At 71.7% G+C, this 24713-nt stretch carries 24 protein-coding genes; 20 read left to right on the top strand and 4 right to left on the bottom strand.

Annotated features, from left to right (window positions below; genetic code table 11):
- The 3 genes from ACNQOV_RS10335 to sucC all read right to left on the bottom strand — a co-directional run.
- Positions 1-1753 (bottom strand): DUF6350 family protein (locus tag ACNQOV_RS10335; RefSeq protein WP_416394416.1); only part of this gene is annotated, 1753 nt, incomplete at its 3' end.
- Positions 1754-1891: 138 nt separating this feature from the next.
- On the bottom strand, positions 1892-2779 hold the full coding sequence (gene sucD / locus ACNQOV_RS10330) for a succinate--CoA ligase subunit alpha (protein ID WP_416394415.1): 888 nt from the start codon (positions 2777-2779) through the stop codon (positions 1892-1894).
- A gap of 2 nt (positions 2780-2781) precedes the next feature.
- Complete coding sequence (sucC, locus tag ACNQOV_RS10325) at positions 2782-3960, bottom strand: ADP-forming succinate--CoA ligase subunit beta (protein ID WP_416394414.1); 1179 nt, start codon at positions 3958-3960, stop codon at positions 2782-2784.
- A 181-nt stretch (positions 3961-4141) separates the two neighbouring features.
- Between sucC and ACNQOV_RS10320 the strand changes: the two genes are divergently transcribed.
- From ACNQOV_RS10320 to ACNQOV_RS10300, 5 genes are all read left to right on the top strand, one after another.
- Entirely contained in the window at positions 4142-5770 is a 1629-nt protein-coding gene (locus ACNQOV_RS10320) for a RecQ family ATP-dependent DNA helicase (protein ID WP_416394412.1), read from the top strand.
- A gap of 229 nt (positions 5771-5999) precedes the next feature.
- Positions 6000-6422, top strand: a complete 423-nt coding sequence (locus tag ACNQOV_RS10315; protein WP_416394411.1) for an ester cyclase — start codon at positions 6000-6002, stop codon at positions 6420-6422.
- Between the two features lie 30 nt (positions 6423-6452).
- Positions 6453-6746: a hypothetical protein gene (locus tag ACNQOV_RS10310; RefSeq protein WP_022908335.1), complete on the top strand. Its 294-nt coding sequence runs from the start codon at positions 6453-6455 to the stop codon at positions 6744-6746.
- Positions 6747-6786: 40 nt separating this feature from the next.
- Positions 6787-7194, top strand: coding sequence for a hypothetical protein (locus tag ACNQOV_RS10305; RefSeq protein WP_416394410.1), 408 nt, complete (start codon positions 6787-6789; stop codon positions 7192-7194).
- Positions 7195-7250: 56 nt separating this feature from the next.
- Positions 7251-8042, top strand: coding sequence for an oxygenase MpaB family protein (locus ACNQOV_RS10300; RefSeq protein WP_416394409.1), 792 nt, complete (start codon positions 7251-7253; stop codon positions 8040-8042).
- On the opposite strand, the gene ACNQOV_RS10295 is transcribed toward ACNQOV_RS10300, so the two are convergent.
- On the bottom strand, positions 8015-8524 hold the full coding sequence (locus ACNQOV_RS10295) for an FHA domain-containing protein (protein ID WP_416394408.1): 510 nt from the start codon (positions 8522-8524) through the stop codon (positions 8015-8017). The genes ACNQOV_RS10300 and ACNQOV_RS10295 overlap by 28 nt on opposite strands.
- Positions 8525-8642: 118 nt before the next feature.
- On the opposite strand from ACNQOV_RS10295, the gene ACNQOV_RS10290 reads away from it, so the two are divergent.
- From ACNQOV_RS10290 to ACNQOV_RS10220, 15 genes are all read left to right on the top strand, one after another.
- Positions 8643-8936, top strand: coding sequence for a WXG100 family type VII secretion target (locus ACNQOV_RS10290; RefSeq protein ID WP_022908339.1), 294 nt, complete (start codon positions 8643-8645; stop codon positions 8934-8936).
- 106 nt (positions 8937-9042) lie between these two features.
- Positions 9043-9336, top strand: a complete 294-nt coding sequence (locus ACNQOV_RS10285; protein ID WP_402266880.1) for a hypothetical protein — start codon at positions 9043-9045, stop codon at positions 9334-9336.
- Positions 9336-10619 carry a WXG100 family type VII secretion target gene (locus ACNQOV_RS10280; RefSeq protein ID WP_416394407.1) on the top strand — a complete coding sequence of 428 codons (1284 nt, stop codon included), beginning with the start codon at positions 9336-9338 and terminating at the stop codon, positions 10617-10619. Before ACNQOV_RS10285 ends, ACNQOV_RS10280 begins: the two co-directional genes overlap by 1 nt.
- Positions 10620-10636: 17 nt before the next feature.
- The gene (locus ACNQOV_RS10275; RefSeq protein WP_416394406.1) at positions 10637-11248 is read left to right on the top strand and encodes a hypothetical protein; all 612 of its coding nucleotides are present in this window, start codon (positions 10637-10639) and stop codon (positions 11246-11248) included.
- A complete protein-coding gene (locus ACNQOV_RS10270; RefSeq protein WP_416394405.1) occupies positions 11245-11718 on the top strand; it encodes a hypothetical protein in 474 nt (157 codons plus the stop codon). Before ACNQOV_RS10275 ends, ACNQOV_RS10270 begins: the two co-directional genes overlap by 4 nt.
- A complete protein-coding gene (locus ACNQOV_RS10265; protein WP_416394404.1) occupies positions 11711-13192 on the top strand; it encodes a hypothetical protein in 1482 nt (493 codons plus the stop codon). The genes ACNQOV_RS10270 and ACNQOV_RS10265 overlap by 8 nt, the downstream gene beginning before the upstream one ends.
- Positions 13189-13764: a hypothetical protein gene (locus ACNQOV_RS10260; RefSeq protein WP_416394403.1), complete on the top strand. Its 576-nt coding sequence runs from the start codon at positions 13189-13191 to the stop codon at positions 13762-13764. Before ACNQOV_RS10265 ends, ACNQOV_RS10260 begins: the two co-directional genes overlap by 4 nt.
- Positions 13761-15233, top strand: coding sequence for a hypothetical protein (locus ACNQOV_RS10255; RefSeq protein WP_416394402.1), 1473 nt, complete (start codon positions 13761-13763; stop codon positions 15231-15233). The genes ACNQOV_RS10260 and ACNQOV_RS10255 overlap by 4 nt, the downstream gene beginning before the upstream one ends.
- Positions 15230-15820 (top strand): hypothetical protein, encoded by a 591-nt coding sequence (locus tag ACNQOV_RS10250; RefSeq protein WP_092385219.1) that lies wholly within the window; start codon positions 15230-15232, stop codon positions 15818-15820. The genes ACNQOV_RS10255 and ACNQOV_RS10250 overlap by 4 nt, the downstream gene beginning before the upstream one ends.
- The gene (locus tag ACNQOV_RS10245; RefSeq protein WP_416394400.1) at positions 15817-16371 is read left to right on the top strand and encodes a hypothetical protein; all 555 of its coding nucleotides are present in this window, start codon (positions 15817-15819) and stop codon (positions 16369-16371) included. Before ACNQOV_RS10250 ends, ACNQOV_RS10245 begins: the two co-directional genes overlap by 4 nt.
- A gap of 208 nt (positions 16372-16579) precedes the next feature.
- On the top strand, positions 16580-20950 hold the full coding sequence (locus ACNQOV_RS10240; protein WP_416394399.1) for an FtsK/SpoIIIE domain-containing protein: 4371 nt from the start codon (positions 16580-16582) through the stop codon (positions 20948-20950).
- A gap of 50 nt (positions 20951-21000) precedes the next feature.
- A complete protein-coding gene (locus ACNQOV_RS10235; protein ID WP_416394398.1) occupies positions 21001-21831 on the top strand; it encodes a ribose-phosphate pyrophosphokinase in 831 nt (276 codons plus the stop codon).
- Positions 21828-23408 (top strand): nicotinate phosphoribosyltransferase, encoded by a 1581-nt coding sequence (locus tag ACNQOV_RS10230; RefSeq protein ID WP_416394397.1) that lies wholly within the window; start codon positions 21828-21830, stop codon positions 23406-23408. Before ACNQOV_RS10235 ends, ACNQOV_RS10230 begins: the two co-directional genes overlap by 4 nt.
- Entirely contained in the window at positions 23405-24055 is a 651-nt protein-coding gene (locus tag ACNQOV_RS10225; RefSeq protein ID WP_416394396.1) for a hypothetical protein, read from the top strand. The genes ACNQOV_RS10230 and ACNQOV_RS10225 overlap by 4 nt, the downstream gene beginning before the upstream one ends.
- Positions 24056-24073: 18 nt before the next feature.
- The gene (locus ACNQOV_RS10220) at positions 24074-24709 is read left to right on the top strand and encodes a pyridoxine/pyridoxamine 5'-phosphate oxidase (protein ID WP_416394395.1); all 636 of its coding nucleotides are present in this window, start codon (positions 24074-24076) and stop codon (positions 24707-24709) included.
- Positions 24710-24713: the final 4 nt, after the last annotated feature.

Genomic DNA, 24713 nt, shown 5'->3' with positions numbered 1-24713 from the left:
CGGCAGCGCGGTCGGCGGGCACCCGGTCGGCGGCGACCACGTCGGTGCGGGCCCACTCCGGCAGCTCGACGTCGGCGTCCGGGTCGCGGTCCGGCGCGGGGTCGGGCGCGGTCCGGGAGGCGCGGCTCGACGCCGCCACGTCGCCAGCGGTCGTCCCGGGGGTCGTCCCGGGGGCGACCGTCGCGGCGCCCGTCGGCCGAGCGGGGGTCGGGTCCGTCGTCCGGTCCCGCTCGTCGGGGGCAGCGTCGGCGGCGGCAGCGCGGACCGGGACCCGTTCGTCGGGGTCGGTCCGCGTGGCGGCGGCGCGCGCCCGCTCGCCCGGGTCCCGCCGGACCGGAGCACTCGTGTGGTCGGCGCCGGTCGCGGCGTCGCCGTGCGCCTCCTCGACGACGAAGCGGTGCACGTCGGTGGTCCGACCGGCTCCGGCACGATCGAGTGCGGCGAGGAGCGAGCCCTCGGCGGCGGTGTCGGCGTCCGCGTCGGCACGATCGTCCGCGACCTCGTGCCACTGCTCGCGCGCCCGGATCCGTTCCGGCACCCGGACGAGGTCGCTGCCCGCTGCGAGCGCGACCACCGCCGGGACGCCGACCTCGAGGGCGGCGAAGGCCCCGACGACGAGCGCGTGCGGACCGACGTCGGCCAGGCGACCGGGGCCGAACGACCCCGACGACAGCCAGGCGACGAACCCGGTCAGCACCCCGGCGACGACGCCCGCCGCCACCCCGCCGAGTGCACGGTGGAGCGCCGAGTCGGCGCTGCCGAGCGTCCGGACGAGCCGCGGGCGCAGGAGCCCGCCGGCGGCGAACCCGGCGACGACGGGCACGAGCACCCAGACGAGCCCGAAGGTGTGCCCGGACGCCGGCAGCGCCCCGAACACCGGCAGGCCGGGGATCGGGCCGAGCGTCGTGCCGATCGGCGACACGCTGGAACCGGTCCCGATCGCGAACCCCGGCCCGACGAGCCACGCGGTCGCCCAGCCCACGAAGTCCGGCAGGAAGGCGAGCTGTCCGACCGTCAGGGCGACGCCGCCGACGATGCCGGCGTGGGACCGCTCGTAGAGCGAGATGACCTCGGCGAAGGACGCGAAGAGCAGGACGGCGACGACCACCCCGGCGACCGCGACGACCACGGCGGTCGCAGCGGTGCCCGCGCGCAGGCCGAACGCCCCGACGGCACGCCAGGTGGCCGGCACGCGTTCGAGCCCGTCGAGCACCCGCTGCGTGAGCGGATCGGCCGGCAGGCCCCGTCGCCGTCGGCACACCTCGCTCGTCACGAGCGCGGGGATCCCGAACCAGAGGGCGGGCAGGACGATCGCCTGCCACAGCGTCGGCACGGTCGCGGCCGAGCGCGTCGACAGGGCGACGAGGAGCCCGAGGAGGGCGACGACACCGGTGCCGACGAGCAGGCCCGTCGTGCGGTGGTCGGTCTCGGCGAAGCGGCGCCCCGCTCGTCCGGCGAGCCACGCGGTGACGAGGGCGAAGCCGAGCGCGGCCAGGGTCACGTGGATCGGGTCGGCGGCGCCGGTCACCCCGGACGACTTCGCGAGGGCCGAACCGAGGAGGAACGACACGTCGACGCCGTGCCCGACGAGCCAGACGCTCCCCGTGGCCTTCCAGAACACGTCCCAGTCGACCTGCAGCCCGTACTCGAAGCCCCACAGGAGGGTCAGCGGGACGAGCGCGATCCCGAGGCCGACGCCGACCGTCACGACCGCCTCGATCGCGGCGAGCAGTGCGGTTCCCAGGCGGTTCATCGCAGCGAGGATACGTGCCGATGTCCGCTTCGCCGGGGAGCCGCGCGGCGGCGGGGCGAACGTCCCCCGCGTCACGACGGGAGGCGCGGTGCCAGCCGGCACCGCGCCTCCCGTCCGACCCGTGACGGGTCGTGACCGCTACTTGCTCGCGACGACCTCGCGGAGCAGCGCCGCCGTCTCGGACGGCGTCTTGCCGACCTTGACGCCGGCGGCCTCGAGCGCCTGCTTCTTCGCCTCGGCGGTTCCGGCGGAGCCGGACACGATCGCGCCGGCGTGGCCCATCGTCTTGCCCTCGGGAGCGGTGAAGCCCGCGACGTACCCGACGACGGGCTTCGTGACGTGCGCCTTGATGTAGTCGGCCGCGCGCTCCTCGGCGTCGCCGCCGATCTCACCGATCATCACGATCGCCTCGGTCTCGGGGTCGGCCTCGAACGCGGCGAGCGCGTCGATGTGCGTGGTCCCGATGACGGGGTCGCCGCCGATGCCGATGGCGGTCGAGAAGCCCAGGTCACGGAGCTCGTACATCATCTGGTAGGTGAGCGTGCCCGACTTCGAGACGAGGCCGATCGGGCCCTTGCCGGTGATCGTCGCCGGGGTGATGCCGACGAGCGACTCACCGGGCGTGATGATGCCGGGGCAGTTCGGGCCGATGATGCGGGTGGTGCCGCCCTTGGCCTTCGCGTGCGCCCAGAACTCGGCGGAGTCCTGCACCGGGATGCCCTCGGTGATGACGACGACGAGGGGGATCTCGGCGTCGATGGCCTCGAGCACGGCGTCCTTCGCGAACGCCGGCGGCACGAAGACGATCGAGACGTCGGCGCCGGTGGTGTCGATGGCTTCGCGGACGGTGCCGAAGACGGGGAGCTCGACGTCGCCGTGCGTGACGGTGGTGCCGGCCTTGCGGGCGTTCACGCCGCCGACGACCTGCGTGCCGGCCTTGAGCATGAGCGCGGTGTGCTTGGTGCCCTCGCCGCCGGTGATGCCCTGGACGATGACCTTGGAGTCCTTGTTGAGGAAGATCGACATGGTCAGTCCCTTCGGGCCGCTGCGGCGGCGAGTTCGGCGGCCTGCTCGGCCGCGTCGTCCATGGTCGCGGCGACGGTGACCAGCGGGTGCGCTGCCTCCGCCAGGATCCGGCGACCCTCTTCCACGTTGTTGCCGTCGAGGCGCACGACGAGCGGCTTGGTGGCCGCGTCGCCGAGGATGCCGAGCGCGGCGACGATGCCGTTCGCGACGGCGTCGCAGGCGGTGATGCCGCCGAAGACGTTCACGAAGACGCTCTTCACCTGCGGGTCCCCGAGGATGACGTCGAGGCCGTTGGCCATGACCTCGGCCGAGGCGCCGCCGCCGATGTCGAGGAAGTTCGCGGGCTTCACGCCGCCGTGGCGCTCACCGGCGTAGGCGACGACGTCGAGCGTCGACATGACGAGCCCCGCACCGTTGCCGATCACGCCGACCTGGCCGTCGAGCTTGACGTAGTTGAGGCCGTGCGCCTTCGCCTTGGCCTCGAGCGGGTCCTCGCTCGCGGTGTCCTCGAGCGCCTTGTGGCCCTCGTGCCGGAAGTCGGCGTTCTCGTCGAGCGAGACCTTGCCGTCGAGCGCGAGGATCTGGCCGTCGCCCGTGCGGACGAGGGGGTTCACCTCGACGAGGGTGGCGTCCTCGCCCTTGTACACGTCGTAGAGCTTCACGAAGACGTCGGCGACCTGGTCGCGGAGCGCCTCGGGGAAGTTCGCCTGCGCGGCGATCTCGAGCGCGGCGGCCTTGTCGATCCCGGTGAGCGGGTCCACCTCGACGCGGGCGAGGGCCTCGGGCTTCTCGACGGCCAACTGCTCGATCTCCATGCCGCCCTCGACGCTCGTGAGCGAGAGGTAGGAGCGGTTCGCCCGGTCCAGCAGCACGGAGAAGTAGAACTCCTCGGCGATGTCCGCTCCCTGGGCGATCATGACCCGCTCGACCGTGTGGCCCTTGATGTCGAGGCCGAGGATCGCCTGGGCGTGCTCGTAGGCCTCGTCCGGGGTCTTGGCGACCTTGACGCCACCGGCCTTGCCGCGACCGCCGACCTTCACCTGGGCCTTGACGACCACGACGCCACCGATCTTCTCGGCCGCCGCCCTCGCCTCGTCCGGGGTGTCGGCGATGATCCCCTGCAACACGGGGACGCCGTAGGACTCGAAGAGGTCCCTGGCCTGGTACTCGAAAAGATCCACGCTGTTCTTCTTCCCGCACGGTTCGTGCGATCGGCATCGGTTACCCGGTCGCCACACTCCACATCGAGGGTCGCTCGATGTCGAGACAACGGCCGACGGCCAGCCTAGCGCCGCTGCGTGGACGTCCGGTGCGCGCACTCGTCGTCCGGTCCCCCAGGGAGCGCTCGGCACGGTGGACTCGATGGACACCGCACTCCGTACCCGTGCCGCCGACGTCTTCGGCTGGACCCTCCGCCCCGAGCAGGAACGCCTCGTCGACGCCGTCCTCGACGGCCGCGACGCACTCGCCGTGATGCCGACGGGCTCCGGGAAGTCGGCGATCTACCAGGTCGCCGGACTCGCACTCGACGGGCTCGTCGTCGTGGTGTCCCCGCTCGTGGCGCTGCAGGAGGACCAGGTCGTCGGACTCGAGGACCACCCGGAGGCCCCGCGCGCCGTGACCGTCAACGCCACGCACTCCCGCCGCGACCTCGACGCCGCCTGGGCCGCCGTCGACGACGGATCGGTGCGGTACGTGTTCCTCGCCCCGGAGCAGCTCGCGAAGGACGAGGTCGTCGAGCGACTGCGCCACGTCGGGGTGTCGCTCGTCACGGTCGACGAGGCGCACTGCGTGTCCTCGTGGGGGCACGACTTCCGGCCCGACTACCTCGTGCTCGGCGAGGTGGTCGAGCGGCTCGGCCGTCCACCGGTGCTCGCGATGACGGCCACCGGGTCCACGCCGGTCCGGACCGAGGTCGTCGAGCGGCTCGGCATGCGCGACCCGCTCGTCGTCGCCGCCGGGTTCGACCGGCCCGAGCTGCGGCTCGAGGTGGTCCGCCACGAGGACGACGAGGGCAAGCGCACCGCACTCGTGCGGCAGGTCGTCGGGCTCGAGGGCGCCGGCATCGTGTACGTCGCCACCCGCGCCGAGACCCTGGTGCTCGCCGACGAACTGGTCGAGAGCGGCCGTCGCGCGAAGCCGTACCACGCGGGACTCCGGGCACGGGACCGCGAGGCGGTGCACCACGCCTTCCTCGACGGCGAGGTCGACGTGGTGGTCGCCACGAGCGCGTTCGGCATGGGGATCGACAAGCCCGACGTCCGGTTCGTGGTGCACGCCGACGTGCCGGAGTCCGTCGACGCGTACTACCAGGAGGTCGGACGGGCCGGGCGCGACCGCGAGCCGGCACTCGCGACGATGCACTACCGCGCCGAGGACCTCGGACTCCGGCGGTTCTTCGCCTCCGGGAGCCCGCGGCCGGCCTCGCTCCGCGCGGTGTACGACGCCGTGCCGGCGGGCGGCGGGGCCGTCGCGCGGTCGGAGCTCACCGAGCGATCGGGTCTCGCGGCCCGGACCGCGGGCCGAGCCGCCAACACCCTGGTCGAGGCCGGGGTCCTCGCCGACGGCGGAGACGGGCTCCACCGGGTCGACGGTGGCCCGAGGACCGCCGCGGCAGCGGCCGACCGTGCGAAGGAGCACGCCCACGAGCGGGAGCGGATCGAGGAGTCCCGGATCCAGATGGTGCGCCGGTTCGCCGAGACCGACGAGTGCCGTCGACAGTTCCTGCTCGGCTACTTCGGCGACGAGCTCCCGGAACCGTGCGGGAACTGCGACACCTGTTCATCGGGGTCAGCCCGCCGAGCACACGCCGCGGACGGCTCGCACGACGCCGAGTGGCCGCCGGATGCCGAGGTCGAGCACCCCGAGTGGGGTCGCGGCACCGTGATGAGCACCGAGGACGACCGGCTCACCGTGTTCTTCGACTCCGTGGGGTACCGGACGCTCGCCCTCGTGGACGTCGCGGAGCGCGGGCTGCTCGAACGCGTCTGATGCGGGGGAAGGCGCGGTCGCTCGACCACCCGTCGGCGACCGCGCTCCACTCCCCCGAGCACGGTGAGTGTGCACGGCCGGGGTGGCTCCCGGGTGACCAGCAGGTGAACGACGAACCCCGTGTGCGTCTGTCGGACAGCCGTACCCCGGCCTGTGCGCCGCCTCGGACCGGGCACCGGGTACGCAGGACGCCGGGCCGGGGAGACCGGCCCGGCGACGAGAGGACACCATGAGCAAGGACGTCAACCAGGCCGCGCAGGAACGCCTCGGCGGCATCATCTCCGACCGGGCCTTCGACCGGTTCGGCGAGGTCTGGGCCGAGGACGTGGTCGACCACGACCCGGCTCCCGACCAGGCACCCGGCCTGACCGGCATCGTCGACTTCTGGCGTGCGTTCACCACCGCGTTCCCCGACCTCGAGCTCGTCCCGGACCCGGTGATCGTCACCGACGACCACGTCACCGCGGTGTTCACGATCCGCGGCACGCACACCGGTCCGTTCCAGGGGCACGCGCCCACCGGCCGGTCGTTCGAGGTGCGCGGCATCCAGGTGTCCCGCTTCCGCGACGGCAAGATCGTCGAGCGCTGGGGTGCGACGGACGAGCAGGGTCTCGCCCAGCAGCTGGGCCTCGGCGGCCAGCAGGGCGAGTAGACAGGACCGGAAACGACGAGAGGAACCACCATGAGCGACCCCGGCATCAGCCCCGTCGACGACTTCGACGCCCAGCAGCGTCGCGACGACGACGTCGACCGCGAGCACGTCGGCCCGTACGAGGTGGACGAGTCCGAGGAGTCCCTCGAGACCGTCACGAACGACGCGGTCGCCGGTGAGACCGTCGAGCCGCAGCCCGGTGACGGCACCGACGACGGACCGACCGGCGGTTCCCCGCGCGAGGGTGCTCCGGACCTGTGGGAGCACGACGGTGACGAGGACCGTCCCGACCTCGGGAACGACCTCGGCACGAAGCCGCTCTGACCAGCGCCACCCGCGGAGCACGGCCCAGTACGATCGGGCCGTGCTCCGACGCGTCCAGGCCAGTGTCCGCCGCATGCCCGCCGTGGCTCGGCTGCTGGCCCTCGCCTCGCTCCTGCTCGTCGCGGCCGCAGCGCACACCGGTGTCCGGTCCGGTGTGACCGACTGCGGCCCCGGCACGTACGGACCACCGTGCGGCACGAACGTGCTCTGGGTCCCGCTGGTGGTGGCCGGGGTGCTGCTCGCGGTGGTCGCCGGGTCGCCGAGTCATCTCTGGCCACTCCCGGCGATCTGGCTGGTCGCCGCCCTGATCGCCGCCGCGACGGGGCAGGTCGGGAGCCCCGCGTTCCTCGTCGCCGCCCTGGTGGGCGGGTCACTCGCGCTCGCCACGGCGATCGTGGTCGACGCACTTCCCCGCCTCCGCGCCGGACGGCGCGGACCACGACCGTGAGCGGTCTCCGGACGGGAGGCGCGGGGCCGGGCCCGCACCGTCCCTCCAGTCCGCCCGTGGGCGGGGTCCCGGAACGCGACCTGCGTCGGTTCCTCGCCGACAGCACGCCGGTGGCCGCCGGCGGCCGCGCCATCCTGCTCCAGATCGCCGACCCCGTGGTCGCAGCGGGGGTGCGGCGGCACTCGGACTTCGCGCGACGACCGCAGCAGCGGCTCGCCCACACCCTCATGTTCGTGTACGCGGTGGTCGTCGGCACCGAGGCCGACGCAGCCGTCGCGGCCGCGTTCGTGACGCGCGCGCACCGACCGGTCGCCGGCGCCGACGACGTGGACCGACAGCTGTGGGTGGCCGCGACCCTGTACGACTCCGCGATGCGCGCCCACGAGCTGTTCGGCACACCCGCCGGACCGGAGGTCGCCGAGCGCGTGCTCGCCGCCTACGCCCCGATCGGCACGGCACTGCGGGTACCAGCGGACCGGTGGCCCGCGACGGTGGCGGACTTCGAGCGGTACTGGACGCGCACGCTCGCCGGGCTCCGCGTCACCGACGACGCCCGTGGTGTCGTGCGCGACCTGCTGCACCCGCGGTTCGCGCCGCTGTGGGTGCGGGCCGCCATGCCGCTCGTGCGGGTCGTGACGGTCGGGATGCTCCCGGATGCTCTCCGGTCGCAGTACGGGTTCGCGTGGGGGCCGCGCGAACAGCGGCGCTTCCGGCGGACCGTTCGTCTGGTCCGGGTCGTCCGGGCGGTCGTCCCGGGGTGGCTGCTGCGGCTGCCGGGGCCGCTGCTCCTGCGGGCGATGCGGCGCCACGCGGCCGGGGCTCAGCCGGCCAGGACCCGGATCGCGTAGTCGCCGACCATCACCACGTCCCCGGGGCGGGCGACGACCTGCGCGCCGCCCACGCTCGGTTCCTGCGCGCCGGACGCCCGGACCACGACCGTGCCGTTCGCGGAGCCGAGGTCCTCGACCACGAGCCCGCCGTCGCCCGTCGGCCGGATCGCCGCGTGCTCGCGCGACACCGAACGACCCGGGTCGTCGAGCAGCACCGCTCGCCGCCCCGGCGCCGTCGCGACCCTGCGCCCGAGGACCACCGGCTGGTCGAGCGGCACCACGTTGCCCGGTGCGACCTCGAGGACGAGGCGGGGGACCACGCCGATCGTCGGCAGCGGCTGGTCGGTGTGCACCACGGCATCGGGCTCGCGGTCGGACACCGGAGCGCTCGGCAGCACCCACGCCCGCGAGAGGTGCCCGGCCTGCCGGTCCCGCTCGACCTCCGCGCTCGTCACGACCGGACGCTCCGGCGCCCCCTCGTCCTTGCGACGTCGTGCCACGGTGTACCCCTCGTTCTGGTTCTTGTCCCCACCTGGTGCGAGATGCAACGGAATCAAGTATCGTCGAACCACCGGGGGGCTCCCGGTACATCAAATACCGCATCGGGAGGGTATGCACATGGCAAACGTCAACGTCACCTACGACGATCTCCGCAACCAGGCTTCGCAGCTGCGCAACGGCCAGAAGTCCATCGAGGACCAGCTGACCCAGCTCAAGAGCCAGATCGACAACCTCGTGTCGTCGGGCTACGTCACCGACAAGTCGTCGAAGGCCTTCGACGCGACGTACTCGGAGTTCAACTCCGGCGCGACGCAGACGATCCAGGCGATCGACGGCATGGCCGGCTTCCTCGAGAGCGCGGCGAACACGCTCGAGTCGACGGACGAGCAGCTCGCTTCGAGCATCGGCTAGTCAGGACCAGCACGACGGTGGCCGGCGCCCGGGGGTGCCGGCCACCGCTCTCGCCGCAGGGGCGGCGTCGAACGACAAGCAGCAGTAGGAATCCACCGGGGGAACCGTGGCCGGCACCATCAAGCTCGATCTCGACCTGATCGGGAATCTCGCATCTGACCTCTCGCGACTGCACGGCGACTTCGAACACGTCGCGTCTGCCGCGTCCGACTACAAGACCGGCATCGGCTCGATGACGGTCGGCAGTGCGATCGACGACTTCGCCGGCAACTGGGACATCCGACGCGGGCGCCTCCAAGAGTCCATCAAGGCCGTGGCCGAGATGGCCGAGAGCGCGCACGACGGCTTCACCCAGACCGAGGTCGAACTCGCGAACAAGATCCTCGGGAAGGACAGCTGATGGCACGGCCCAGCGACTGGAGCGCGGTCGACATGCAGCTCGACCCGGTGCCCGGCGACCCGGCCGAGATCCGGCAGTCGGCCTCCGGCGCCCGTTCGATCGAGCAGGCCATCACCGAGCAGGTCAACCGGCTCAACAGCCTCAAGGACGGCGACGGCTGGGAGAGCGAGTCGGGAACGAAGTTCCGCGACTCCGCCGGAGACCTCGCCGGCGCCATCGAGAAGGCCAAGGGCCGCTACACCGAGCTCGCCGCCGCGCTCGACCAGTGGGCGGACGGGCTCGAGGGGCTCCAGCGCGAGGCGGACGCGGCCCTGCTGCAGGCGCAGGACGCCCGGGACGCGCACCGCGCTGCGGCCAACCAGACGATCACGGCCGAGGCCGACAGTCCGGAACACCAGGACCAGGTCGACGCGCAGGACCGGGCGCTGAGTGCGGCGCAGGGCGACATCGACGCGGCGAAGGCGATCATCCACCGGCTCGCCGGGCCCTTCGGTGAAGAGGGTGAGTACGGAGAGCTGGCCGGTCGGGTCGCTGATCGCATCCGACAGGGCGCGGACGACGGGCTGAAGGACGGCTGGTTCGACCACGTGAAGCAGGCCATCCACGGGGCGCGCGGCGTGCTCAACGTCATCAAGGATGCGCTCGACGCGGTCGGCGCCGTCCTTCTGGTCGTCACCGTGGTCGCGGCCATCTTCTTCCCCGTGGCGCTCCCGGTGATCGCCGCCATCGGGCTCGCTGTGGCCGGCGCGAAGCTGCTGATCACGGCAACGCAGGCGGTGGCGGGTGACGCGAGCGCGGGGGACGTCGGCAAGGACGCCCTCGGCTTCGCACTGGCCGGGGTCGGGTTCGGAGCCGCCAAGTACGCCGGCTCCGCGATGGGGCTGCTGCGGGGCGCAGTGGGAGAGACACGTGCAGCATCCGCTGCCGCTGCGGCGCGAAACGCGAACGCCGGAGTGGGCGGCGAGCTGAGTGCGTTCCTCCGGGGTGGCGATGCCGGCATCCGGGAGGCAGAAGCGGTCGGACGGAAGCCCCTCACGGCGTTGCTCGACACGTACGTGACCGGCGGTCTGATGGAGACCGCTCAGGTCCTCAAGCTCGCGCCGGATTCCGCCCTCGCACGCGAGGCAGCGACGCGCGCAGCGCTGGCCAACGGTGTCGTCGCCGGCTCCGGACTTCCCGGTCTCCCGGATCTGCCGGAACCCGTGGTGAACGTCGTCTCCGCCGCCACGGACTGGAACGGGTACTGGAAGTCGAAGAGCGAGATCCACGTCGGTTCCCTGTGACACAGTACCGAGTCCTCTTGCCCGACGGGTGGTACCGGTACCCGGTCGACGGCGATCCGAAGCGCGCTTCGCGAGCGTTCGCCGATCGTCACCTGGTCCTCCGCGGTGGGGACGACCTGACGGCTGTGGAGGCACGGCGCCGCGCGCGCGACGACATCCGCTCCGCCTTCAGCACGATGGCGAACGCGGGGACGACGGACCTGTACTTCTTCGACGGCCAGTTCGGCGGAGTGCCGATGAACATGTTGTTCACGGTCGGTGTGGTCTACCTCGGACCGACGATCGCCGATCTCGAACTCCCTGCGGTCGCTCCGGTGCTCGGTGCATCGACGACGCTCACGGAGTTGCCCGTGGGGGAAGCACTCCGGGCGCGGTCCGAAGGAGAGATCGACGGAGGAGGATCGCTGCCGGCGTCGCTCCCCGGTGACATCGCCGCGGCGTTCCTCGCTGCATCGGGATCAGGCGGGCCAACGAGGACGACTCGCGTGGACTACGTCCTGCCAGTGCCGCAGGAGCACGGCTCCTTCGCGCTGATCTCGTTCCAGTGCGCGGGCGATCCGTTCGTGGACGAGCGCGTTGCACACTTCGACATCCTGATGACCGGCTTCGCCTGGGACGGCGGGCGATGAAGTTCACATGGCCACCGACCGACACGCTCCGTCCACTCGACCTCGAAGCGCATCGTCGTGATCCCTCGAGTGCGCCGACGATCATCAGACTCCTCAACGATACGGATGCAGCAGCAGCCTGGACGGTCCTCGAGGACTCGCGCGAGGTCGGCTGGGTCGCCGTCCGCACGGCCCCGCTCAAAGGCCGTCCCGCCGGGGTCGCCCGGGCTGGCCTCCGTGCGCCTGATCCGATCGGGCCGATCGAGGAATCGATGCTCCCCACGAGCAGCGGCGACGCGCTGCGACTGGTCCAACGCCTCGCGCTGGAACGGCCGGACGGCGCAGCCTTCGTCGTGGTCCAAGCATCGTGGTCCTGGGTCGTGGGTGACGAGCTCGTCGTCCTCTCATCGAGCAGCGCCGAACCCGCACTCGCCGAGCTGTTGATCGCACGCATCGACGCCCTCGCTGCGAAGATCGTCATCGATGCTTGAAACCCTTGCCCGCCCTGCCGCGTCGAGCGACCGGGCGGCCGCTGCGACCAGTGCCATCCGGCTCGTCATCGACGAGCGAGATCGGCTCGTGGTCCTCGACCAGGGCGGTGAACGAACGACGACGGACACCGTCGCCCGCGCCTGGTTCCTGAGCGGCGACGTCCTCCCGAGGCACCTCGCGCCCACAGCCAGCAACGGCGCCGTGCTGATCGAGGACGTGAGCGGCAGCCTCTACCTCGTTCCGATCGACGATTGGTGGATGGCTCCCGTCTCCATCGTGCCGAAGGAACTCGCACTCCGCTCGAGTGGTCTCGCCGCGTTGCTCGATCGTTTCGGCACCGATGATCCTCCGCCCGGCCACTTCGCCTCGGCCCACGTCCTGACACCCACGGATGAGCGGCGACGCCGCAGGATTCAGAAGATCCTGGTCGTCGTCATCCTGCTCGGACTCGGCGCATTCCTGACGGATGCATTCGGCCCGATCGTGCTGGCGATGACCCGCACCCCCGACGCCCCGGCCTTCGGATGGATCTCGGCCGGTGCAGCCGCCGCCAACGCATTGGTGGTGCTGGTCGTCGCCGCAGGGCGCAGGCGTCGGCCCAGGAGCGCCGACGCGCCGACACTCCAGCCTGTGGCCGGCCCCTCCTGGTTCCGCAACGCGGCGTCGATCAGCGCGGACGACCAGGGTCTCGTCCTCGTCGACGGGCAGGGCATCGCGCAACGGTTGGCAACACCGGATCGGCATCTGGGGCCGGATGCCGTGGTGCGCGCGGCGTTCGTCCACGACGAGGACCCTCGAGTGCTGCTCATCGACGGAACGGACACCGTCCGCGCGCAGTTGCCGCTGCGTCTGTGGGCGCCGTCGCCGGACGAGGCACTCGTCCTCCGAGAGTTCCTGCAGCGTCTCGGTGTCCTTACCGTCGCATCCGACGATCTGCGCAACCAGCCCGCGCTCGCGCTTGACGAGATGCGCAGCAGCCGCGTCGGCCCGTCGTCGCTGATGCTGCCGAACGTCCTGGGCACCGTACCCTCGTACCCGTTCCTCGCATCGTCGGCCTTCACGACGGTCGTGCTCGCCGGGGCTCGTTCGGCGGGCCCCGGGGACACCGCGACGATCGTCACGGCGCTGTTCGCCGCCATCGCGGTCGCAACGGTCGCCGCGGTCTTCGTCGTCGAATCGAGTTCGCGCCTCCCCGTCGCTCGCATCCGTCCGGAACAGCACGGACGTCCGGACCAGCCAGCGCTCACCCGACGCCACCTCGTCGCTGTGGGCATCCCGCTCATCGGAGCAGCCGTCGCCGTCTGGTACTTCGAGCAGGGCAACATCTTCTCTGCGACCAGCATCCTGCTCCTGGTGCTCGCCGTCCCACTGGTCTCGTGGCTGACGTTCCGTCGCCGTCGCGCAGAGCGGGGAAAGGCACCGGTCGGGCTCGGACGGTGGATCGTGATCGGAGCCCCGAGAGGAGACGAATGACTCGCCTGCTGTGGAACTACAACCGCGCGTGGACGCTGCTCGACGACGAGGGTGAGGTCGACGAGGTCACCGACGCAGCGGTGGAGCATGCGCTCGCGCAGGCGAAGCAGCGGCCGAAGCGTCGAGAACGCACGGTGCTCCGAACGGTCGTGCGTGACATCGCCGCCTTCCAGACCGCGGCGAAGGCGGAGACCTGCTTCGTGCTCTCGACCACGGCGCCGACGGTCCGAGCGATCGCGTATACGGTCGTGCACACCGTCGCCGGTGTCGACCGCGCGGACACCTTCATCGACGACGCTCGTGCACCGCGGGCGTCCGGCATCGGCGACGCCACTGTCGGGACACTCGACCTGCCCGTCGGCCGTGCAACGCTCGTGGAGATGCGGGAACGCAGCACCGGCGGCCGGGGGCGGCCGGTGATGCAGGTCGTTCGTGCGATCATCCCCATCGTCGACGGCTTGAACGAGCTCACGGTGGTCGTGTCCTTCTTCGTCCCGGACGAGAACGACAGCGCCCTCGCTCGGCCCATGCTCGATGAGCTCCTTTGCGACCTGCGCATCGACTGGGGGTGAGCGTCATCGACGGGGCGGAGACGGTCGCCCACGCGGCCGTGCTGAGCGACCGACGCGCCGCGCGGGGTCAGCTGGAGTCACTCGCTGTCGTGGACGACCGCTTGTACGGCGTGCGGTCGACGGGCCACCTCGCGCTCACCGGGCGGATCGTGGCCGCTTGGGCCCTCGACTGGTCGGACGTCCCGCGCTCGATCGTCGCGAGTCCCGGCAACGGAGCCGTCGCGATCCGCGACGAGCACGGACGCGAGTTCATCGTGCCGATCGACGACTGGTGGATCACGCCGTCGAGCCCGACGCTCTTGTCCACCGCACTCGATTCGAGCGGTCTCGCGTTGCTGATCCAGCGGTACGGAGCATCGGCAACGCTCAACGGAACCCCACGTCCGACGGTCATCCTTCCTCGGCCACCGGCGTTCTTCACCCGTGCCGAGCTCCTCGTGCGCGTGGCGGTCCTCGGGGGTGGTGCGCTCATCCCGCTCTCCGTCGCCTCCGCGCTCGTCGTGGCAGCGACGGCGCATCGCCTGCTCTGGGAGTTGTGGAGCCTCCCACAGATCGCGGCATCGATCGCTGTCGTCGTCGCTGCCTCCTCGGTGATCATCGGCAGGCGACGGATCACGAGGGAACCGACTGACGCGATCCGACCACACGGACCAGCTTGGTTCACGAGTACGGCGTCGCTGTCGGTCAACGGTGGTCAGCAGCTGGAGCTCACGGACGGCCAGGGCATGTGGCGCCGTCTGGAGACTCCCAGTTCGACGCTGTCCCCGATGGCGGTCAGCCGTGTGGTGTTCACCGAAGACGCTCGTCGCACTGCTCTGCTGGTCGACGGCTCCGGTACCGTTCGCGCAGAACTGGATGCAGCGACCTGGTACCCGGACGGACCCGACCAGCTGACGGCGTTCTTCAACGCATCCGGCATCCTGACGGCGCATCAACCGGACGTGCGGTCTTCTCCGGCGCAGCGCCTCGACACCCGATCCAGCCTGGACATCGCGAAGGGATCGCTGTCGTCCTGCAACGAGCTCGGGGTCGCACGGGTGACGCCGGTCCTCGTCGCAACCATGTTGCCGGTCCTGGGTTCTGCGACGTCGTTCGCCGCGGGACTGCCCTGGGCCGGTGCACTGTGCCTCGCGCTCGCTGCGACGAACGTCGGCCTCACCTGCTGGCTGGGCTGGACGGAGACGTCTGTGCGCGTCGGCGACCCGACGAGAGTCGCGGTCGACAAGCCCAACCGGATGAGCGGACGGTCCGCAGCGCTGACGATCGTCGTGCTGGCTTCGCTGCTGACCCTGCTCTGGACCGTTCCGGCCCAGCGCTGGGACCTCGTCGTCGCAGCCGTCTTGCTCGCGATGGCCCTCCCCGTTCTCGCTTGGGTGGCGTACCGGCGTCGAGCACTGATCAACGGGAGCGGCCCACTGGCGCTCCACCGGTGGTGGCTCAGCGGCGCATCACGAGGAGAGGAATCATGAAGAACCTGCACTTCCGGCCGATCGACGCCTGGACGTTCATCGAGCCCGGGGCGCCAGATGAAGTCGGGACGGCCGCTGCCACTCGCGCGGTGAGCTTCGCGGAGACAGCCGTGTCGTCGAGGGACCGTGCCCGCCTCGTGCGCGAGTTCAGCGACCTTGCTCGGTACCGCGACACGTTCGAGGCGCCGGACTTCGCCGTCCTCACCACGAACAGACCGTCAGTGCACGTCATCGCGCACACCGCGGTGCACTACCTCGTCGGAGACGGAGCGGCCGACTTCGTGATCGACGACTCCTGGGCGGAGCGCCGCGATGGATCGCTCACTGCTGACCCCGAGATCACGACGACACGCACCGCGCTGGGTACCGCCACACGGATCCTGCTCAGACACACTTCGGAACCGAGCAGGTTCCTTCGGAGACGATCCGTCAAGACCTCGGTCCGATGGGTGCAGCCGTTCTCCGACGAATCGCTCTCCCGCACGGCCGTGCTCACATCGGTGATCGCGCACGAGAGCAACGTCGATCTCGCGCTGCCGCACGTGGACCGGCTCGCGCTCAGCCTCGAACTCCGGGAGACGTCATGAGCGGCGCCGCGGACCCGACGCCCGTCGGCCTCCCCAACCTCGAGGACATCGCCGGAGCGGACTGGTTGGTCGTCCCGCTGCCGGAGGACGTCCGGGGCAAGCCGAAGCGCTGGGCGAACTCGACTACCTACCGGCTCTTCCCCTGGTACGTGCGACCGTTCAAGACCGTGGAGGTCATCATGACCGCTGGGTCGCTCGAGCAGCACTGCAGGCTGAGCGCGCCCGACCTCCGGTTCGCGTTCTTCCGCCCACAAATCACATCCCCGACGGACACGACGACCGTCTCCGTCACCGCGACCGAGGACAGACTGGTCGGTACCGGCATCCCACCGTTCGACGGCCTCCGCGCCGGCGCCCAGACGGTGTGGGAGCAGACAGCGGAGACGTGGCCGTTCGTCGATGCGACGGGAGCCGTGGTCGTGCGCTGCTGGCGTTTCCGATCCGGCACCCTGACCATAACGGTCACCGGTCTCGGCGATCATGCCGCAGCCTTCGCTGCCGCTGAGGCGTCCCTGGAGGCGTTCGTCCGACGCATCCACAACGCGAGGTGAGCGCCAGGGCGGGAGGCGTCATGGGCGAGCTGCCCCGCTCCCCCGCACCGCGCCTCCAGTCCGACCGCTCATCCACAAGCCGGACGCAACCCGGCCTGCACGCCGCAGGAACCTGCGAGAATCGACCCATGAGCGGCAGCACGACGCTGCGGGGGGCCTCGACGGGGTGCTCCGCGACGACCAGGACCCACGACGTGGCGGGTGTCACGTGCGCCTGACGTTCACCGCGACCCACCTGCCGACCGACGCCACCGCGGACTTCGTGGTCGAGTGCGACGAGGACACCGTCCTCGGCGAGGTCGTCGAGATCGTCGCCCGCCGCTTCGGCCTGAGCGCCGAGTCCCTCGTCGAGGTCGCGGTCGACGCCGTCCCGACGACCCCGCACGCCCGGCTCGGTGACGGTGTCCTGCTCGAGGGGTCGCGCCTGACCTTCGGTGCCCCCGCACCGGTCCTGCCGCTGCCGGCCGACCTGCCGAGCGTCCGCATCGTCGGTGGACCCGGTGCCGGCACGGTCGTGGTGCTGGACGCTGGCATCGCACACGTCGGTTCCGCTCCCGACGCCACGGTGCACCTGCCGGACCGGACCGCGCCCGAGTACGCGGCGATCCTGCGCCTCGACCTCAACCGGCGGTTCTCGATCATCCCGACGCGCGATTCTCGCGTCCTCCTCGACGGCACGGAGCTCGACGAGGAGACGCCGGTCGAGCCGGGCAGCGTCGTCACCATCGGCGACACGCTGCTGTCGGTCGCGGTCCCCGACGCCGACCGCGCGGCGATCACCCTGACACCGGGTGGCGGGTCGCTCGACTACACCCGGCCACCGCGCCTGCTGCCGGAGGAGACCCCGACGGTCTTCAAGCTGCCGGCGACACCGGGGCAGCAGTCGCGCCGCTCCATCCCGATCATCGCGGCGCTCGCACCACTCGGCATGGCGGCCGTGATGATCTCGATCTTCCACAACGTCGCCTATCTGGCCTTCGGCCTGATGTCGCCGATCATCATGTTCGGCAACGCCTGGTGGGACCGCCGCAACGGCAAGAAGACGCACCGGCAGCGGGTCGCCGAGTACGAGGAGACGAAGAAGGCGGTCGAGGCGGACGCCCTGGAGGCGGTGGTCCGGTACCAGCGCGAGTCACGCACCAGCGCGCCCGATCCGGCGACGGTGCTCGACATCGCCCTGCGCCGTCGCGCCCGGCTGTGGGAGCGTCGGCGGACCGACCCGGACTACCTGACGCTGCGCGTCGGCACGGCGGACGTGCCGTCGGGCGTCGTGCTCGAGGACCCGGCAGCGCTGGAGCACCGGCGTGCGGTCGACAAGCTGGCCGAGGACGTGCCGGTCGTGGTCGACCTCGGCGAGCACGGCGTGGTCGGTGTCGCCGGCCGCGACGAGCACACGAGGCACCTCACGTCGTGGCTCGTGGCGCAGCTCGCGGTGCTGCAGAGCCCGCGGGACACCCAGTTCGTGGTGCTCACCGACGCGCAGTCCGCCGACGAGTGGGCCTGGCTGCGCTGGGTGCCGCAGGCCCGACCGGGGTTCGGGCAGGACGCCGTCATCGCGATCGGCAACGACGCCGAGACGCTCGGCGCTCGGGTGGCCGAGATCGGGCAGCTCATCGACGCACGGCAGCGGGCGATGCGCGAGTCGAACGTGCGGGGGATCCCCGGTCCCGACGTGGTCGTGGTGCTCGACGGCGCTCGACGGCTGCGCGCACTGCCGGGCCTGATCCGCATCCTCAAGGAGGGCCCCGCGGTCGGTGTCCGGGCGATCTGCATCGAGGAAGAGGCCCGTCTGCTGCCCGAGGAGTGCTCGGTCGTCGTCACGGTGGGGCCGGAGCGCATCCGCGTCGCCGCCCAGCGTCAGGCGACGGTGACCGACGTCCGACCGGACCGCATCCCGGACGGCTGGTTCGAGACCGTCGCCCGGGCGGTGGCGCCCATGGTCGACGCCGACGACGAGAGCGATGCCGGTGGGCTCCCGTCCTCGTCGCGACTGCTCGACGTGATGCTGCTCGAGCCGCCGACTGCGCGGGCGATCACGGGTGGGTGGAACGTGCGTGCGCGCACCACCGAGGTGGTCGTGGGCGAGAGCCTCGACGGCCCGTTCGCGTTCGACCTCCGCAAGGACGGCCCGCACGGCCTGGTCGCCGGCACGACCGGGTCGGGCAAGTCCGAGCTCCTGCAGACGATCGTCGCGTCCCTGGCGGCGACGAACACCCCGGAGGGCATGAACTTCGTCCTCATCGACTACAAGGGCGGTGCGGCGTTCCGCGACTTCGCGCCGCTGCCGCACACGGTCGGCATGGTCACGGACCTCGACACGCACCTGGTCGAGCGCGCCCTCGAGTCGCTCGGCGCCGAACTCCGTCGCCGCGAGCACCTGCTGGCCGACGCCGCCGCGAAGGACATCGAGGACTACGTCGACCGGCTCGTCCGCGGTGAGCCGCTGCCACCGATGCCGCGCCTGCTCATCGTGATCGACGAGTTCGCGAGCCTCGTACGCGAGCTCCCGGACTTCGTCACCGGCCTGGTGAACATCGCGCAGCGGGGCCGGTCGCTCGGCATCCACCTGATCCTCGCCACGCAGCGTCCGACGGGTGTGGTGTCGAACGACATCCGCGCGAACACCAACCTCCGCATCGCGCTCCGGGTGACGGACTCGAGCGAGAGCACCGACGTCATCAACGCCGGCGACGCGGCGCAGATCCAGAAGAGCACACCCGGCCGCGGGTACATCCGGCTCGGCGCCGGTGCGCTGCTGCCGTTCCAGGCCGGTCGGGTCGGCGGTCGGCGTCCGGGGCTGTCGACCGGACGCAAGCAGGTCTGGGCCGGAACCGTGACGTGGTCGTCGCTCGGCACCACTCCGCCGGCACCACCGAAGTCGAAGGAACTGCAGGCCGAGGAACGCACCGACCTGCAGGAGCTGGTCGGTGCGGTGGCCGAGGCGGCGACCGAGCTCGGTGGACCGGCTCCCTACCGTCCGTGGCTCGACGCCCTGCCGGAGACGCTGCTCTTCACCGACCTGAACGACCGGGCGTGGGAGCTCGACGACAGCAGCACGACCGACGCCCGGGTCGGCCCGCTGCCCTTCGCGCTGCAGGACTTCCCGGCCGAGCAGGCGCAGCGGGTCCGGAGCCTCGACCTCGACTCGGACGGGCACCTCTACGTGGTCGGTGCTCCGCGGAGCGGTCGGTCACAGGTACTCCGCACGATCGCCGCCGCGGTCGCCCGGAACACCTCGACTGCCGACGTCCACGTGTACGCGCTCGACTGCGGCAACGGTGCGCTGCTGCCGATCCAGGCCCTCCCGCACGCCGGCGCCGTGGTGCAGCGCGTGCAGACCGAGCGCGCGCAGCGGCTCCTCACGAAGCTCACCCAGGAGCTCGCCCGCCGGCAGCAGGTCCTCGCCGACGGCGGGTTCGCGAGCATCGTCGAGCAGCGTGCCGCCGCGGTCGTCCCTTCCGACCGGCTGCCCCACATCGTGTTCATGCTCGACCGGTGGGAAGGGTTCGTCGGCTCGCTGGGCGAACTCGACCACGGTGCACCGACCGACCAGGTGATGACCCTCCTGCGCGAAGGGGCGAGCGTCGGCATCCACCTGGTGGTCACCGGGGACCGTCAGCTCCTGTCGAGCCGGATGGCGACCCTGGTCGAGGACAAGCTCGTCCTCCGGCTCTCCGACCGCGGCGACTACGGCCTCGCGTCGCTCAACCCGCGCAAGCTGCCGGAGCAGGTCCCGGACGGACGGGCGTTCGCGTCGGAGTCCGCCACCGAGACGCAGATCGCCCTGCTCGCCGCCGCCGGCACGGGCCAGTCGCAGGCTGCGGCGATCACCGCCCTCGCGACCTTCGCGACCGAGCGCGACCGCGCGGTCGAGCGTGCGCGTCGGCCGTTCCGCGTCGACCAGCTGTCCGGACCGGTGCCGTTCGACCGGGCGTGGGAGATGCGCGACGACGACGCGGAGCTGTTCGGCCTCGTCGGCATCGGCGGCGACGACCTCACCGCCATCGGGCCGGACCTCGCGGCCGCGGGCGCGTTCGTCGTGGGCGGTCCCGCGAAGTCCGGCCGGAGCTCCGTCCTGCTGTCGATCGCACGGTCGGTGCTGCGCGAGGGGGGCGAGATCGTGCTCGTCACCCCGCGGCAGTCGCCCCTGCGCGCCCTCGCGTCCGAGCCCGGCGTCCTCGGCGCACACGAGGGCGCCGACGTCACCGAGGACGACCTCGCGCCGCTGTTCGACGGACAACCCGGCCGCCGGGTCCTCGTCATCGACGACGCCGAGCTCGTCAAGGACGCACCCGCGAAGAGCTGGCTGCAGGGCTTCGTGAAGAGCGCGGCGGACAACGGGCAGGCCATCGTCGCGGCGGGGCTGACCGCCGAGTTCGGCGTGGGCTTCACGGGCTGGCAGGTCGACATGAAGCGGCGTCGGTCCGGGGCGCTCCTCAGCCCGCAGACGATCACCGAGGGCGACCTGCTCGGCATGCGCCTGCCGCGCAGCAGCATCGTCGAACGGGTGCAGGTCGGCTCCGCCCTCGTGCACCTGGGCGACGGCGAGCTGGTGTCGGTCCAGGTGCCGGTCCCCTGATCTCGCGGCAGTTCTTGTCACACTGACAAATACCGTGGTACGGTCGGGTCATGGCGGTCGAACTCAGCACCCGGACCACCCGGGGCACCCAGGCGACACCGACGTTCTCCACCATGCGGTTCCCCGCCGGTGAAGCACACGTCAAGGTCGCACACGACGCCGACGCGGGGGACCTCATCGAGATCGCGACCCTGCGCGGCACGAACGGTGACGACCTCCTCATGCTCGGCATGTGGGCGGACGCCGTCCGGCAGCGCGGATCCCGGTCCGTCGCACTCATCCCCTACCTGCCCGGCGCCCGGCAGGACCGTGGGCTCCCGTTCGGGGCGAAGGTCTACGCCGACGTGGTCAACGGCTTCGGGATCGACCAGGTCATCGCGTTCGACCCGCACTCGCCGGTGATCGTGGACCTGGTGGAGCGGCTCACCGTGGTCACGAGCGAGACGGTCGTCCGCGACCACGTCGTCGCCGGGTCCGACTACAGCGGGATCATCGCCCCCGACAAGGGCGCCGTCGCACGCGCGACCGCCGTCGCCGAGACCTGCGGGTTGCCGGTGTTCCGTGCCGAGAAGCACCGCAACCCGGACACCGGCAAGCTCGACGGGTTCACCTGCGAGCCGCTGCCCGAGACCGGACGACTGCTCGTGGTCGACGACATCTGCGACGGCGGCGGGACGTTCATGGGCCTCGCCAGCGCCACCGGCCTGCCGAAGGAGCGCCTCGGCCTCTGGGTCTCGCACGGCGTCTTCTCCGGTCGGGCCCCGCAGCTCGCCGAGCACTTCGGGGAGATCGTCACGACGGACTCCTACCCCGCGCAGAACGCCATCGAGGGCCTGCGCACGATCGAACTCACCCCCACCCTGACGGAGCAGATCCGATGACCGCGACCGAACCGACCACCACCGACACGACGACGACCGGCCTCGAACCGCGCATCACGACGGCGAGTCCGATCGCACCACTGCTGGCGGTCGACGGCTACAAGCACTCGCACCGGCAGGTCTACCCCGCCGGCACCACGCGGATCCTCATCAACTGGACGAACCGCTCGAACGCGCACATGCCCGAGTCGACCCACGCGGTCGTGTTCGGCCTGCAGGCGTTCATCCAGCGCTCGCTCGTCGAGGCGTGGGCACCGTTCTTCGCGGCCGACGAGGACGAGGTCGCCGACCTGTTCGAGCAGGCGCTCCAGGGGTACTTCGGGCCGAACCACATCGGCACCGACCACGTCCGGGCGCTGCACCGCCTCGGGTACCTGCCGCTCGAGATCCGGGCGCTGCCCGAGGGCACGCTCGCGCCGATCGGCGTCGCGACCCTGACCGTCGAGAACACCGTCGACGAGTTCTTCTGGCTGCCGAACTACATCGAGACCGCGCTCTCGGCCTCGATCTGGCACCCGTCGACCGTCGCCACGAAGGCGCTCGAGTACCGCGACCTCATGGAGGACTGGGCCGCCCGCACCGGTGCCGACCCGGCCAGCATCGACTTCGCCGCGCACGACTTCTCCTTCCGGGGCCAGTCGAGCATCGAGTCGGCCGCGGCCGGCGGGGCCGGACACCTGCTCTCGTTCCTCGGCACCGACTCGATGCCGTCGCTCGACTTCATCGACCGCTACTACCCGGGCGACAACGGCTGGGTGGCCGCGAGCGTCCCCGCCACCGAGCACAGCGTCATGTGCGTCCGCGGTGCCGACGGCGAGCTGGCGACGTTCGAGCAGATCCTCGACGTCTACCCGACGGGCATCGTGTCAGCGGTCAGCGACGGCTTCGACCTCTTCAAGGTGGTCACCGAGACGCTCCCGGCACTCAAGGACCGCATCACCGGCCGCGACGGCAAGCTCGTCGTCCGGCCGGACTCCGGCGACCCGGTCGACATCGTCACCGGCACCGTGCACGGGGTCGACACCGCGGCACTGAGCGACCCGGCCCGCAGCCACGAGGAGAAGGGCGTCGTCGAGCTCCTCGACGAGATCTTCGGCCACACCGTGAACGACCAGGGCTTCAAGGTCCTCGACCAGCACATCGGCGTGATCTACGGCGACAGCATCACCCTCGACCGCGCCCGCCGCATCTACGAGCGCCTCGCAGCCAAGGGGTACGCGAGCGACAACATCGTGCTCGGCATCGGGTCGTACACCTACCAGTACATGACCCGCGACAACCTCGGCAGCGCCGTGAAGGCGACATGGGCACTGGTGGACGGCGAGCCCGTCGACATCCAGAAGGACCCGAAGACCGGCAGCGGCAAGAAGAGCGCGAAGGGGCGGATCGCCCTGCACCGCGACGAGACGGGCGAGATCCGGCAGACCGACCAGGCCACCGCCGACGACGAGGCGACCAGCCTGCTCCAGCCGGTGTGGGTCGACGGACGCTTCACGCGCCTCCAGTCCTTCGCCGACGTGCGAGCGACCCTCAGCCGCGCACGCGCCGAGCGCGCGACCCGTCGGGCGTCGGCGTGACCGACGCCCCGTCGGCGGCCCGCGACCAGCCGCTCATCGCGATCGACGTCGTCCCGGTGTCGTTCACGACGGGCGACGGATTGCGGGTCGCCACCGCACGTCGGCAGTACGCGCCGTACGCGGGCCAGGAGGCGCTGCCCGGCGTGCTCCTGGACGGTCCCGAGATCCTCTCCGACGGCGCACTGCGCGCCCTGCGCACCAAGGCCGGGACCGGCCCGACGGCGGTGCGCCACATCGCGCAGGTCGGTGCGTTCGACGGACCCGACCGCGACCCGCGGAGCGCCGCGATCAGCATCGCGTTCCTCGCCGTCGTCGACGCGCTCGCGGGTCCGGATGCGACCTGGCACGGCGTGGACGCGCTCCCGCTCGGCCTGCCCTTCGACCACGACCGGATCGTCGGTTCCGCGCTCGAGCACCTCCGGCTCCGGCTCTGGTCGGACCTGCCGCTCACCCGCGCGCTGCTCGGGGAGCGCTTCACCACCGCGGACGCGAGTCGGCTCCGGGCAGCGGTCACCGGCACGGCCCCGGACCCCGGCAACCTCAACCGGATGCTCCGGTCGAACCCCGCGCTCACACGGGTCGACGCCCCCGCGAGCGCCGGGCCCCGCGGCGGACGTCCCCCGGCAGCCTGGGCGTGGCTGGCCTGAGCGCGGTTGGGTGGAGGCATGTCCTCCTCCCTGTCCGGTGACGACTCCCTGCACCTGCCCGAGTTCGACGCGCCCCCGGCCTCGCCGCTCGACCTCGCCCGGCAGTGGCTGGACGCCGCCGACGACCGCGACGTCTCCGAGCCGAAGTCGATGACCCTCGCCACCGCCGGGGCGGACGGCCGCGTGTCCGCCCGCACGGTCGACGTGAAGCGGCTCGACGACCGCGGGCTCGTCTTCGGGACCTCGACGCTCAGCCCCAAGGGTCGCCAGCTCGCCGAGAACCCGCACGCGGCGCTCCAGGTGTACTGGCGCGAGACCATGCAGCAGCTCCGCTTCGAGGGGCGTGCCGTGCAGCTGTCCGACGCCGAGTCGGACGCGCTGTTCGCCGACCGATCGCCGAAGTCCTGTGCCGCCACCGCGATCGCCGACCAGTCCGCCGTCCTCGAGCCGCGGACGCTCGCGGACCTGATCGACGACGCGAACGTCCTGCTCGAGGAGACCGACGACGACGTCCCGCGGCCCGAGGGCTGGGTGGCGTGGCGGCTCGAGCCGGACATCGTGGAGTTCTGGCACGGCAGTCGCGACCGGATGCACCGACGGCTGCAGTACGTGCTCGCCGACGGCGCCTGGTCGGCGACGCGGCTGCAGCCGTAGCGCG

The organism is Curtobacterium sp. LFS084 (genome assembly GCF_047977705.1).
Classification (GTDB): Bacteria; Actinomycetota; Actinomycetes; order Actinomycetales; family Microbacteriaceae; genus Curtobacterium.
Note: the sequence above shows the minus strand (reverse complement) of the source record. Positions and strands in the feature narration are given on the sequence as shown.

Excerpts from the sequence above, each read along its gene's own strand:
- ACNQOV_RS10235 (WP_416394398.1), top strand. The coding sequence starts at position 21,001 with ATGGCGGTCGAACTCAGCACCCGGACCACCCGGGGCACCCAGGCGACA.
- ACNQOV_RS10270 (WP_416394405.1), top strand. The coding sequence starts at position 11,245 with ATGAAGTTCACATGGCCACCGACCGACACGCTCCGTCCACTCGACCTC.
- ACNQOV_RS10320 (WP_416394412.1), top strand. The coding sequence starts at position 4,142 with ATGGACACCGCACTCCGTACCCGTGCCGCCGACGTCTTCGGCTGGACC.
- ACNQOV_RS10245 (WP_416394400.1), top strand. The coding sequence starts at position 15,817 with ATGAGCGGCGCCGCGGACCCGACGCCCGTCGGCCTCCCCAACCTCGAG.
- ACNQOV_RS10260 (WP_416394403.1), top strand. The coding sequence starts at position 13,189 with ATGACTCGCCTGCTGTGGAACTACAACCGCGCGTGGACGCTGCTCGAC.
- ACNQOV_RS10315 (WP_416394411.1), top strand. The coding sequence starts at position 6,000 with ATGAGCAAGGACGTCAACCAGGCCGCGCAGGAACGCCTCGGCGGCATC.
- sucD (WP_416394415.1), bottom strand. The coding sequence starts at position 2,779 with ATGTCGATCTTCCTCAACAAGGACTCCAAGGTCATCGTCCAGGGCATC.
- ACNQOV_RS10290 (WP_022908339.1), top strand. The coding sequence starts at position 8,643 with ATGGCAAACGTCAACGTCACCTACGACGATCTCCGCAACCAGGCTTCG.
- ACNQOV_RS10230 (WP_416394397.1), top strand. The coding sequence starts at position 21,828 with ATGACCGCGACCGAACCGACCACCACCGACACGACGACGACCGGCCTC.
- ACNQOV_RS10280 (WP_416394407.1), top strand. The coding sequence starts at position 9,336 with ATGGCACGGCCCAGCGACTGGAGCGCGGTCGACATGCAGCTCGACCCG.
- ACNQOV_RS10250 (WP_092385219.1), top strand. The coding sequence starts at position 15,230 with ATGAAGAACCTGCACTTCCGGCCGATCGACGCCTGGACGTTCATCGAG.
- ACNQOV_RS10265 (WP_416394404.1), top strand. The coding sequence starts at position 11,711 with ATGCTTGAAACCCTTGCCCGCCCTGCCGCGTCGAGCGACCGGGCGGCC.
- ACNQOV_RS10310 (WP_022908335.1), top strand. The coding sequence starts at position 6,453 with ATGAGCGACCCCGGCATCAGCCCCGTCGACGACTTCGACGCCCAGCAG.
- ACNQOV_RS10220 (WP_416394395.1), top strand. The coding sequence starts at position 24,074 with ATGTCCTCCTCCCTGTCCGGTGACGACTCCCTGCACCTGCCCGAGTTC.